11 protein-coding genes are annotated in these 11,939 nt (G+C 71.9%); 3 read left to right on the top strand and 8 right to left on the bottom strand.

Going from position 1 to position 11,939, the window contains the following annotated elements:
• Positions 1-40 precede the first annotated feature (40 nt).
• A complete protein-coding gene (locus OG776_RS31460) occupies positions 41-2,542 on the bottom strand; it encodes an ABC transporter ATP-binding protein/permease (RefSeq protein WP_148007547.1) in 2,502 nt (833 codons plus the stop codon).
• Positions 2,543-2,784: 242 nt separating this feature from the next.
• Here OG776_RS31460 and OG776_RS31455 point away from each other — a divergent pair, with 242 nt between their 5' ends.
• Positions 2,785-4,551: a streptophobe family protein gene (locus OG776_RS31455; protein WP_329322905.1), complete on the top strand. Its 1,767-nt coding sequence runs from the start codon at positions 2,785-2,787 to the stop codon at positions 4,549-4,551.
• 244 nt (positions 4,552-4,795) lie between these two features.
• Positions 4,796-6,007 (top strand): phosphoserine phosphatase SerB, encoded by a 1,212-nt coding sequence (serB, locus tag OG776_RS31450; RefSeq protein WP_148007546.1) that lies wholly within the window; start codon positions 4,796-4,798, stop codon positions 6,005-6,007.
• A gap of 147 nt (positions 6,008-6,154) precedes the next feature.
• On the opposite strand, the gene OG776_RS31445 is transcribed toward serB, so the two are convergent.
• From OG776_RS31445 to OG776_RS31430, 4 genes are all read right to left on the bottom strand, one after another.
• The gene (locus OG776_RS31445) at positions 6,155-6,673 is read right to left on the bottom strand and encodes a SixA phosphatase family protein (protein ID WP_148007545.1); all 519 of its coding nucleotides are present in this window, start codon (positions 6,671-6,673) and stop codon (positions 6,155-6,157) included.
• A 120-nt stretch (positions 6,674-6,793) separates the two neighbouring features.
• Positions 6,794-7,009 (bottom strand): hypothetical protein, encoded by a 216-nt coding sequence (locus OG776_RS31440; protein WP_148008119.1) that lies wholly within the window; start codon positions 7,007-7,009, stop codon positions 6,794-6,796.
• A gap of 179 nt (positions 7,010-7,188) precedes the next feature.
• Positions 7,189-7,305, bottom strand: coding sequence for an SGM_5486 family transporter-associated protein (locus OG776_RS31435; protein WP_148007544.1), 117 nt, complete (start codon positions 7,303-7,305; stop codon positions 7,189-7,191).
• Positions 7,306-7,548: 243 nt separating this feature from the next.
• Positions 7,549-8,856: a CynX/NimT family MFS transporter gene (locus OG776_RS31430; protein WP_148007543.1), complete on the bottom strand. Its 1,308-nt coding sequence runs from the start codon at positions 8,854-8,856 to the stop codon at positions 7,549-7,551.
• A gap of 201 nt (positions 8,857-9,057) precedes the next feature.
• On the opposite strand from OG776_RS31430, the gene OG776_RS31425 reads away from it, so the two are divergent.
• Entirely contained in the window at positions 9,058-9,750 is a 693-nt protein-coding gene (locus OG776_RS31425; RefSeq protein ID WP_148007542.1) for a FadR/GntR family transcriptional regulator, read from the top strand.
• Here the strand turns inward: OG776_RS31425 and OG776_RS31420 are convergent.
• The 3 genes from OG776_RS31420 to fabG form a co-directional block, all read right to left on the bottom strand.
• Positions 9,725-10,078, bottom strand: coding sequence for a hypothetical protein (locus OG776_RS31420; RefSeq protein WP_148007541.1), 354 nt, complete (start codon positions 10,076-10,078; stop codon positions 9,725-9,727). The two genes, OG776_RS31425 and OG776_RS31420, sit on opposite strands and share 26 nt — an antisense overlap.
• A gap of 248 nt (positions 10,079-10,326) precedes the next feature.
• Entirely contained in the window at positions 10,327-11,094 is a 768-nt protein-coding gene (gene fabI / locus OG776_RS31415; protein WP_148007540.1) for an enoyl-ACP reductase FabI, read from the bottom strand.
• Between the two features lie 5 nt (positions 11,095-11,099).
• A complete protein-coding gene (gene fabG, locus OG776_RS31410) occupies positions 11,100-11,819 on the bottom strand; it encodes a 3-oxoacyl-[acyl-carrier-protein] reductase (RefSeq protein WP_148007539.1) in 720 nt (239 codons plus the stop codon).
• Positions 11,820-11,939: the final 120 nt, after the last annotated feature.

Below are 11,939 nucleotides of genomic sequence, written 5' to 3'. Positions count from 1 at the left end.
GCACCCCACCGGGGTGCCGCCCTTCGCGCACTGCACGCGACTACTTCCGCATGACCTCGGGCTCGTGGCGCCGCAGGAAGCGGGCCACGAAGAATCCGCAGAGCACGCCGAGCGCGATCAGGGCGGCCATGTCCATGGCCCAGACCCCGGCCGTGTGGTCCCAGAGCGGGTCCGTGCTCGTCGGGTCGTCCTGGTTCGGGAAGATGTTGTTGAAGTCCAGCGTGGCCCCCGCCGCCGCGACCGCCCAGCGGGCCGGCATCAGGTAGGAGAACTGGTTGACGCCGATCGTGCCGTTCAGGATGAACAGGCAGCCGGTGAACACCACCTGGACGATCGCGAACATGACCAGCAGCGGCATCGTCTTCTCGGCGGTCTTCACCAGCGACGAGATGACCAGGCCGAACATCATCGACGCGAAGCCGAGCGCCATGATCGGCAGGGTGAGCTCGACCTTGGGCAGACCGGTCAGGACCAGGCCCTTGTCCGGGACCGTGCGGCTGCCGAAGCCGATGGCACCGACCAGGGCACCCTGCAGCAGGGTCACCACACCGAGGACGATCACCTTGGACATCAGATACGCGGAACGCGACAGACCCGTCGCGCGCTCCCGCTCGTAGATCACCCGTTCCTTGATCAGTTCACGGACGGAGTTGGCCGCGCCCGCGAAGCACGCGCCGACCGCGAGGATCAGGAGCACCGTCGTCGCCGTGCCGTTCGCCACGTGCACACCGGACTTGGTGATGATCGGGTTGACCAGCAGGGTCTTGTCCGAGTCGATGAGCAGGCTGACCGAGCCCAGCACCGCCGGCAGGATCACCGTCAGGGCCAGGAAACCCTTGTCGGACGCGATCACCGAGACGTACCGGCGCACCAGCGTCGTCAGCTGGGAGCCCCAGCTCTGCGGCTTCGGCGGCTTCATCGCCTGCTGCGGCGGCACGTTCACCGACTGCGGGGCGACCGCGTCGATGTCCGCGGCGTACATCTGGTAGTGCTGCGAACCCTTCCAGCGACCCGCCCAGTCGTAGTCGCGGTAGTTCTCGAACGCGGAGAAGACGTCGGCCCAGGTCTCGTAGCCGAAGAAGTTCAGTGCCTCCTCGGGCGGCCCGAAGTACGCCACCGAGCCACCGGGCGCCATCACGAGCAGCTTGTCGCAGATGGCCAGTTCCGCCACGGAGTGCGTGACCACCAGGACCGTACGGCCGTCGTCGGCGAGACCGCGCAGCAGCTGCATGACGTCGCGGTCCATGCCCGGGTCGAGGCCGGAGGTCGGCTCGTCCAGGAAGATCAGCGACGGCTTGGTCAGCAGCTCCAGGGCCACCGAGACCCGCTTGCGCTGGCCACCGGAGAGGGAGGTGACCTTCTTCTCCTTGTGGATGTCCAGCTTCAGCTCGCGCAGCACCTCGTCTATCCGCGCCTCGCGCTCCTCGCCCGTGGTGTCGGCGGGGAAGCGCAGCTTGGCCGCGTACTTGAGGGCCTTCTTGACGGTCAGCTCCTTGTGCAGGATGTCGTCCTGCGGGACCAGACCGATGCGCTGCCGCAGCTCGGCGAACTGCTTGTACAGGTTGCGGTTGTCGTAGAGGACGTCACCCTGGTTGGCCGGGCGGTAGCCCGTGAGCGCCTTCAGGAGCGTCGACTTGCCGGAGCCGGACGGCCCGATGACCGCGATCAGCGACTTCTCGGGCACACCGAAGGAGACGTCCTTGAGGATCTGCTTGCCGCCGTCGACCGTGACGGTCAGGTGACGGGCGGAGAAGGACACCTCACCGGTGTCGACGAACTCCTCGAGGCGGTCACCGACGAGACGGAACGTCGAGTGGCCGACGCCGACGATGTCGTTCGGGCCGAGCAGCGCCGAGCCGCCCTTGGCGATCGGCATGCCGTTGACGTACGTGCCGTTGTGCGAGCCCAGGTCGCGGATCTCGAAGCGGCCGTCGGGCGTCGCGTGGAACTCGGCGTGGTGGCGCGAGACCTGGAGGTCGGAGACGACCAGCTCGTTCTCCAGCGCACGGCCGATCCGCATCACCCGGCCGAGGGCCAGCTGGTGGAAGGTCGTGGGGCTGCGGTCGCCGTAGACCGGCGGCGCCCCCGCGGCGCCACCGGGTCCCTGCTGCCGCGGCACCTGCCCCGCGGGCTGCTGCGACGGGTGCCCCGGTTCGGGCGCCTGCTGCTGCGACGGTGCCTGCTGGGCCCAGCCCGGGCCCGCGCCCTGTGCGGCGTACGGCTGTTGCCGGGCCTGCGCGGCCGGGGCCTCGGCGCCCGACAGATTCAGGCGCGGACCGTCGGTCGCGTTGCCGAGGTGCACCGCCGAACCGGGCCCGAGTTCCGTCCGGTGGATCCGCTGCCCCTGCAGGAACGTGCCGTTGGTGCTGCCGTGGTCCTCGATGACCCAACTGCGGCCGCTCCAGCTGATCGTGGCGTGACGCCAGGACACCCTGGCGTCGTCGAGCACGACGTCCCCCTGCGGATCACGTCCGAGGGTGTATGGCCTGGACGCATCGAGCGTCCAGGTCCGTCCGTTCAATTCCAGTACGAGTTCCGGCACTCCATGCCCCACTGTGTTGTCCCCCGAGTTACCCCCAACACAGGGAGTCTAGGGATGTCGAACATCGGGGGGAACTATTTCAGGAGCAGCCCCCCGACCGAAAGCCGGGCCCCGCGAAGACCGGCTACGGGTGGGGTTGCCCGTTTCCGTTGACGGGGTTGATACCTGACCGGAGAGTGGTAATCCCACGCGAGGGGGACATCCATGGTGGTGGTACGCGGCGCGGATCGGGGGGTCTGACGATGAGCATCGACACCGTGGGGCGGGGCGGGCGCGTGCCGTGGGGGGATGTGCTGCTGTCCGCGATCGCCTCGGTGAGCTGGGCGCTGATCGCGATGGCGGGCACGGCCGCGCTCGGCCTCCATCTGGTGGGCGCGGACGACGCGGGTTCGCTCGGGCCGATGACCGCGGCCGTGGTGGCGCTGGGGGCGAACGGCGCAGTCCGGCCCTCGGGCAACGTGTCGGCCTTCGGGCTGAAGGGCGCCGACGCGCACACGGCCGTCCAGATCACGCCACTGGGGGTGGGTCTGGTCGGCGCGCTGCTGCTCTCCTACTTCTTCCTGCGTTCCTTGCGCGCGGCGGGAGTTGTGATCGCGCCGGCCGAACTCCTGGCGCGCGCGGGCGCGGTGGTCGTCCTGTTCGTGGCGACCCTGGGCGGGCTGGCCTGGGCCGGCCACGACGTCATCACCATCGACGGCGGCCGGCTCGGGCTCGACCGGGTGACGGGCGGCGGCGGGCTGGGGAAGATCACCGACAAGCTGCCGGGCGGGCTCGGTGACCTCGGCGGACTGCTGCCGGGGAGGATCGACGACCTGGTGGACGCGAAGGCGGCCGTGGGATTCACCGTGGACACGGTGCCCACGCTGCTCGGAGGTGCCGCCTGGGCGGCCGGCGTCCTGGTCATCTCGCTGCTGGCCTCCCGGCGCACCCCTCTGCCGCGCGGCTGGGAGGGTGTGCACCGGACGGTGCGGCCGGCCGCGTCCGCGCTGGTCACGGTCCTGCTGGTGGCGGTCGTCGCGGGGCTCGCGGCGGCGGCGTACGCGGCGATCGGTGACCCGCATCCCAGACTGATCGCGGGCGCCGCCCTGCTCGGCGCGCCCAACGGGGTGTGGCTCGGTGTGCCGATCGGTCTCCTCGTCCCCTGGGACGGCAGGGCGACCGGCGCACTCGCCCGGATGCTGCCCGACCCCCTGGACAAGCTGCTGAGCGGCGGCTCCGACCGGCCCGTGACCCTGGGCCGTCTCGCGGAACTGGACGGCAGGGTGTGGCTGTTGGGGGTGGCGGCCGCGCTCATGATGTTGTTCGCCGGGGTCCTCGCCGCCGCCCGTACGCCTTTTGTACGGCGAGGGGATGCCGCTTCCGGGGGCATCCCCGGTGCTCCCGGTGCGGGAGGCGTCGGTGCCCTCGGGTTCGCGGGCCGCTGCGCTCTTCGGCTGGGGATCGTGACGGCGTCGGCACTGCCGCTGCTGGCGTGGGCGACGGACGTGTCGGTGGACGCCTCGCTGTCGGTGTTCGGCATCGACGCGTTCGGGGCCGGGATCGGGCTGCACGGACGGCTGGGTGTGGCCCTGCTGTTCGGGGCCGCGTGGGGTGCGGGCGCGGGCGCGGCGGGCGCGCTGCTGGCGTACGCGAGCGGGGCCGCGGGCCGGCGGGCGGCGCCCCTGGCACTCGGTGACGCGCGGGCTCCGGCCCACCCCGGCGCGCCGCCCCCCACCGGTCCCGCGCCGCGGTCGGGACCGTACGCGCCGAGCGCTCCGTACCGGCCCGCCAACCCCGACACCAATCCGTATCTGCGGCTGCCGGACGAGCTGCGGGAGCCGCGCGACGGTCGTCCGTCGGAACGGAAGCGGGCGGGTGACGACGTGTACGGCGCTCCGACGGTCGCCCGGCCGCTCCCGCCGCCGCCCGGGCCGCGCCGACGGCCGCCGGGACAGGGTGTGCCCCCTCCCCCGCCGCCCCCGCCCGACCAGGGGCAGCCTCCGCCGTCCGGGCCCCGGCGGCGCGACTGAGCCGCGCCGCCCGCCGCCACCGTCCGCCAGTCACCGTCCGCCAGTCACCGGTCACCGGTCACCGGTCACCGCCCATCGCCCGTCGCCCATCGCCCATCGCCCATCGCCCATCGCCCATCGCGCGGCGGTGCCGGTGCCGGCTCGCGGAAACGCGCGCGTCACCGGTCCGACACCCAGAGTTCCCTGTCCGCTGGACGGACCGCGCGGGCGGAAGGCACTGCGTGCCGGATACGGTGGAAGCACCATGAGCGCTACGCAGACCCCCGATATCCCCACCCTCCTTGTCAAGATCTTCGGCAAGGACCGGCCGGGCATCACGGCCGGACTCTTCGACACCCTCGCCGCCTTCTCCGTCGACGTCGTCGACATCGAGCAGGTCGTCACCCGTGGCCGGATCGTGCTGTGCGCGCTCGTGACCGAGCCGCCCTCCGGCCTGGAGGGCGATCTACGGGCCACCGTGCACAGTTGGGCCGACTCGATGAAGATGCAGGCGGAGATCATCTCCGGCCTCGGCGACAACCGGCCCCGTGGCATGGGGCGTTCGCACGTCACCGTGCTGGGGCATCCGCTCACCGCCGAGTCCACTGCCTCGATCGCCGCCCGGATCACCAAGACCGGGGGGAACATCGACCGTATCTTCCGGCTCGCCAAGTACCCGGTGACGGCCGTGGAGTTCGCCGTGTCCGGTGCGGAGACGGAGGCGCTGCGCACCGCGCTGGTGACGGAGGCCGCGGCGCTCGGGGTGGACATCGCCGTGGTCGCCTCGGGACTGCACCGGCGGGCCCAGCGGCTGGTCGTCATGGACGTGGACTCGACACTGATCCAGGACGAGGTGATCGAGCTCTTCGCCGCGCACGCCGGGTGCGAGGACGAGGTGGCCGAGGTGACGGCCGCCGCGATGCGCGGGGAGCTGGACTTCGAGCAGTCGCTGCACGCGCGTGTGGCGCTGCTGAAGGGGCTGGACGCCTCGGTGGTGGCCAAGGTGCGCGAGGAGGTGCGGCTGACCCCCGGGGCGCGCACACTGATCCGTACGCTGAAGCGGCTCGGCTTCCAGGTCGGTGTCGTCTCGGGCGGGTTCACCCAGGTCACGGACGACCTGAAGGAGCGGCTCGGGCTCGACTTCGCGCAGGCCAACACGCTGGAGATCGCCGACGGGAAGCTGACCGGCCGGGTCACCGGGGAGATCGTGGACCGCGCGGGCAAGGCGCGGCTGCTGCGCCGGTTCGCCGCGGAGGCGGGCGTGCCGCTCGTCCAGACCGTGGCGATCGGGGACGGCGCCAACGACCTCGACATGCTCAACGCCGCGGGTCTCGGTGTCGCGTTCAACGCCAAGCCCGTCGTACGGGAGGCCGCGCACACCGCGGTGAACTTCCCCTTCCTCGACACCGTGCTGTATCTGCTGGGGGTCACCCGCGAAGAGGTCGAGGCGGCGGACATGCATCTGGGCGACCACTGACCGCGCGTTCGGCCGCTGGTCCCGGCCGCGCGGCCACGAGTACGCGCGCCTGACCGGCGCCGGACGCCCGCCGGGGTTCCGGCCGGTATGACGAAGGGGCCCGGCACCGTCGCGACGGTGCCGGGCCCCCTGTCCGTGAGGACGCGGTCACTCGGTCGGTGCCCAGTAGTCGGTCAGTGTGGTGACGCCGGGCTCCAGGGATTTCCAGGAGCCGTCGAACGACAGCACGGCGTAGGCGGCGGTCGGGAAGCCGTGCTCGGTCATCCGGGACCGGGCCTCGCTCTCGGCCCGGCCGGTGAGGACGTCGGCGAGACCCTGGATGCCGGGGTTGTGCCCGATCAGGAGCACGTCCTGCGCGTCGTCCGGGATTTCGTTCAGTACGGCGATCAGCTCGCCCGGCGAGGCCTCGTAGACCCGCTCCTCGTAGACCGTTTTCGGCCGGTGCGGGAACTCGTGGACGGCGAGCTTCCAGGTTTCCCGGGTGCGGGCCGCGGTGGAGCAGATGGCAAGGTCGAAGGGGATGCCGGTATCGGCCAGTCGGCGTCCGGCGACGGCGGCGTCCGTACGCCCCCGGTCAGCGAGCGGCCGCTCGTGGTCGGACACCTGCGGCCAGTCGGCTTTCGCATGCCGGAAGAGGACAATCCTGCGAGGTTCTGCGACGCTCATGAGTCCCAGCTTCGCATGAAACACGCCATGTGGCTCAAGGAGTTGACGGGCTCCTTCACCATGGGACACCGGGCGTCGGGCACCGTGCGCGAGGGGTGCCGCACGGTGGGTGAAGGCGGCTCAGGAGGCCTGGTGCTGCACGGTCTGCTGGAGGCGCTCGAAGAGGTGGGTGAGGGCGGGGTCGCCGGCCGCGGCGTGCGCGTCCGCCGGGTTCAGCAGCAGGAGCAGCAGCGTGGCGAAGGCGAGGGCCGGCAGGGCGACGGCCCACCAGGGCAGCCGGATCTCGACGCGGCCCGGGGTCGCCGGGTGGGGCCGGGTGTGCGTACGGGCCGACATGCCGCCTCCGTGGGTCTTCGCGTGGTCCGTGTCCCGCGTCCTCGCGGCCACATCTCGAAGGTACGGAATCCGGGTGCGTCAACCCATCCGGTGATCCACCCACTTGACCCTGACACTCGCCCCCTAGGGGACAGGGGGGCTAGCCCCACCGTCGCCGTCCCGGGAGGGGGCGGGCGGGGTCACGGGGAGGCGATGGTCGCGATGACGGCGATGATCACGGTGATGGCGAGGAACGTGCCGAAGACGAGCAGCATCTTCTTCTGGCCGTTCTGGGGGTTCGGATCGAGCACTGGCATGGGGTCAGTCTCGCACCCTTCGGCCGGGCCCCGGCGGGTGGGGTCGGCCCCCATGTCCGCCGATGTCCCCGGAAACGTCCCTCACGGCCCCGGAGCGCCCGCCGGGCCCTCCGGGGGTGCCGATGAGCACTCTGGGGGTGCGGGCGGGCGTGTCCTGGGCTCGCAGAGGGTGCCGGCGGCGCGTCCGCCGCCGCGGAGTCGAGTGTCCGCGGGTGCCCGGGCCGGGTTCCCGGGGCCGGGTGCTCAAGGGCGCCGTCCGGGAGTGGCCTCGTCCTCGACGGTGCGGTCGCGGCCCGCCAGGACGCCGACCGCGATCTGCGGGACCATCAGCGCGGCCATGAGCGCGATCGGCAGGCCCCAGCCGCCGCTGTGCTGGTAGAGCACCCCGACGAGCAGGGGGCCCGGGATCGAGAGCAGGTAGCCGGTGCTCTGCGCGAAGGCCGAGAGCTGGGCGACCCCCGCCCCGGTGCGGGCGCGCATGCCGACCATCGTCAGGGCGAGCGGGAAGGCGCAGTTCGAGACGCCCAGCAGCAGGGCCCAGAGCCAGGCGCCGCCGGCCGGGGCGGCGTAGAGACCCGCGTATCCGGCGAGTCCGCAGGCACCGAGGGCGACCACGATGGGCCCCTGGTGGGGCAGGCGGGTGGCCACGCGCGGGATGACGAACGCCAGCGGCACGCCCATCACCATCGTGACGGCGAGCAGCAGTCCCGCGGTGCCCGCGGAGACGCCCGCGTCACGGAAGATCTGCGGCATCCAGCCCATCGTGATGTAGGCCGCGGTGGCCTGCAGGCCGAAGAAGACGGCGAGCGCCCAGGCGGTGCGGCTGCGGGTGATGCGCAGCCCGCCGGGCCCGTGCGGGGCGGTGTCCGCGGCGGGCGCGTCGCCGCTCGGGGGGCCGGTCCGGACGAGCGGGATCCAGGGCAGTACGGCGATGCCGGCGAGCCCCGCCCACACGGCGAGCCCGGAGTGCCAGTCGCCGCCGAGCGCGTCGGTCATGGGCACCGTCAGTGCGGCCGCCGCCGAGGTGCCGAGGGCGAGCGCCATGGAGTAGAGGCCGGTCATGGAGCCGACCCGGTCCGGGAACCAGCGCTTGACGATCACCGGCATGAGGACGTTGCTGACGGCGATGCCCATCAGAGCGAGGGCGCTGGCGGCCAGGAAGCCGGCCGCGTTCCCGGTGAACGGGCGGATCGCGAGCCCGGCCGTGATGGCGGCCATCCCGGCGCAGACGACCGCGCCGGGCCCGAAGCGGCGGGCGAGCCGCGGTGCCATGACGCCGAAGACGGCGAAACAGAGCGGTGGCACGGAGGTGAGCAGTCCGGCGACGCTGCCGCTCATGCCGAGCCCGTCGCGCACCTCTTCGAGGAGGGCGCCGAAGCTGGTGATGGCGGGGCGCAGGTTGAGGGCCGCGAGGACGATGCCCACGATCACCAGCCGTGTCGTCCACGCGCGCGGGGACGTCCGCGGCGCCGCCGTCCCGCTCCCGGGCCGCCGCGGTGCGGCGTCGCGTATCGGTGGGGTCGTGCTCGTCCTGGTCTCCTCGATGGCCATGGTGCCATCATAGAATCATGGGATGATTAGTTGTCCATCCTGACCGTCCCAGCCGTCCTCCAAGCCGTCCAAGCCCTCCAAGCCGTCCCAGCCGCCCTGCGTCTCCGCCACCCCGCCGCCCGCTCCGCCCCCGCTGCGTTAATCTCCGGAACCTCCGGCCCCGCGCGAACGACCGCACCCGGGCCCGTACGAAGGACCGCCATGCCGCTGAGCCACCCCCGCCGTTCGGCACTGTCCGAGCAGGTCATCGCCGAGCTGCGGACCCAGATCACCTCGGGTGAGTGGCCGGTCGGCTCCCGCATCCCGACCGAGCCGGAGCTCGTCGAGCAGCTGGGGGTCGCCCGCAACACGGTCCGGGAGGCCGTGCGCGCGCTCGCCCACAACGGTCTGCTCGACATCCGCCAGGGCTCGGGCACGTACGTCGTCGCGACCAGCGAACTCGCGGGCGTGATGCACCGCCGCTTCGCCGACGCCGATCCCCGGCACGTCGCCGAGCTGCGCTCCACCCTGGAGTCGAGCGCCGCCAAGCTGGCCGCCGAGCGGCGCACCGAGCGCGATCTCAAGCAGCTCGACGCGCTGCTGGCCCGCCGCGAGAGCGCCTGGGAGTCGGGCGACCGGGAGGCCTTCGTGACGGCCGACGCGACCTTCCATCTGGCGGTGGTGGCCGCGTCCCGCAACGACGTCATGACGGCGATGTACGCGGACCTGGGCGAGGTCCTGCGCGACTGGCTCCGCGACGATGTCGGCGAGGAGCTGACCCCGGAGACGTACCTGGACCACACGGGACTTCTCGACGCGATCCGCGAAGGCGACGCGGAGGCCGCGGCCGAGGCGGCGGCCGGCTACCCGTTCCAGTGCCGCCCGTGGCTCAGGCGCCCTGCTTCCGGTGGGTGACCCACACCGAGCGGATCTCCTTCCAGCACCGGCCCTCCAGCCGTACCGTCATCGCGGGTCCCGTCTCGACCGGGGCGCTGTCGGTGTCGATGTCCCACCAGCGGTCGCACTCGATGTGCAGGCTCACCAGGTCCGTCCCCGGATAGGGGTTGTGGCAGTAGGCGACCGCGTGGGAACCGGCGACCGAGGTGCGGCACGCGGCCCCGAACGGCTGGGGCACCGCGGTGCTCTGGTGGCGCCCGCGCCCGCTGGGCATCGCGTCGTACGGCAGCGCGACCATCAGCGTGACGGCCGCGAACACCGGGGCAAAACGACGGGACAGGCGCACAAGGGGACCTCCTCGGCCGTACGGCTGCGGGGCGGTGCGTACTCCAATCGTGCGTGGTGGGGCGCCCGTGCCGCCCGGCCGACTGGGCCGAACGGGCGACGCCCCGCTCCCCGCGCGAGGCGGGGAACGGGGCGTCATGGCCGTACGGGACGGCCTGGTACGTGCAGGTACGGGACGGTCGCCCGCGGACGGGGACGGTGCCCCGGTACGGGACGGCGGCCGCCGTACGGGAACAGCGGTGCGGGTGGCTACGCGCCGATCGCGTGCAGACCGCCGTCGACATGGATGATCTCGCCGGTGGTCTTCGGGAACCAGTCGCTCAGCAGGGCGACGACACCGCGGCCGGCCGGCTCGGGGTCCTTGAGGTCCCACTCCAGGGGCGCGCGCGAGTCCCACACGGCGGCGAGCTCGCCGAAGCCCGGGATGGACTTGGCGGCCATGGAACCGAGCGGGCCCGCCGAGACGAGGTTGCAGCGAATGTTCTGCTTGCCCAGGTCGCGGGCGATGTAACGGCTGGTCGCCTCCAAAGCGGCCTTGGCCGGGCCCATCCAGTCGTACTGCGGCCACGCGAACGAGGCGTCGAAGGTGAGGCCGACGACCGAACCACCGTTCTGCATCAGCGGCAGGCAGGCCATGGTCAGCGACTTCAGGGAGTACGCCGAGACGTGCATGGCGGTGGCCACCGACTCGAACGGCGTGTTGAGGAAGTTGCCGCCGAGGGCGTCCTGCGGCGCGAAGCCGATGGAGTGCACGACGCCGTCGAGGCCGCCCAGCTCCTCGCCCACGATGTCGGCCAGCCGCGCGAGGTGCTCGTCGTTGGTGACGTCGAGCTCGATGACCTTGGCCGGCTTCGGCAGCTTCTTGGCGATGCGCTCGGTCAGCGTGGGCCGCGGGAACGCGGTCAGGATGATCTCGGCGCCCTGCTCCTGGGCCAGCTTGGCCGCGTGGAAGGCGATGGATGCCTCCGTCAGCACACCCGTGATCAGGATGCGCTTGCCCTCGAGAATTCCACTCATGGTGATCAGTGACCCATTCCCAGTCCGCCGTCAACGGGAATGACGGCTCCAGTGATGTACGAGGCGTCGTCCGAAGCGAGGAACCGCACCGCCGCGGCGATCTCCTCCGGCTGCGCGTACCGGCCGAGCGGCACCTGGGCGACGATGCCCGCGCGCTGCTCGTCGGTGAGCACCTTGGTCATGTCGGTGTCGACGAAACCGGGCGCGACGACGTTGAAGGTGATGTTCCGCGAGCCGAGTTCCCGTGCGAGCGAGCGCGCGAAGCCGACCAGGGCGGCCTTGGACGCGGCGTAGTTCGACTGCCCGGCGGAGCCCAGCAGCCCGACGACCGACGAGATGAGGACCACGCGGCCCTTCTTGGCCCGGAGCATGCCGCGGTTGGCGCGCTTGACTACCCGGAAGGTGCCGGTGAGGTTCGTGTCGAGGACGGAGGTGAAGTCCTCCTCGGACATGCGCATCAGGAGCTGGTCCTTGGTGACGCCTGCGTTGGCCACCAGGATCTCGACGGGACCGTGCTCGGCCTCGATCTCCTTGTAGGCCTGCTCCACCTGCTCGGTGTCGGTGATGTCGCACTTGACGGCGAGGCAGCCCAGGGCGGTGAGGGCGGCCGGCGGCTCACCCGAGCGGTATGTGATCGCGACCTTGTCGCCGGCATCGGCGAACGCGCGGGCGATGGCGAGGCCGATGCCCCGGTTGCCTCCGGTGACGAGAACCGAGCGGCTCAACGGATCACCCTTTCGATAGCAGTCTGAAACCCCTGCAGGACAGGCGCCTTCCCCGAAAACCTATCGGTCGGGTCCGTCTCCCGGAGAATCGGTCCCCGACAGTGGCGCGGGGGGCTCGCT

Source organism: Streptomyces sp. NBC_01689 (genome assembly GCF_036250675.1).
Classification (GTDB): domain Bacteria; phylum Actinomycetota; class Actinomycetes; order Streptomycetales; family Streptomycetaceae; genus Streptomyces.
The sequence above is the reverse complement of the archived record's forward strand: the minus strand, read 5'-3'. Positions and strand labels throughout refer to the sequence as shown.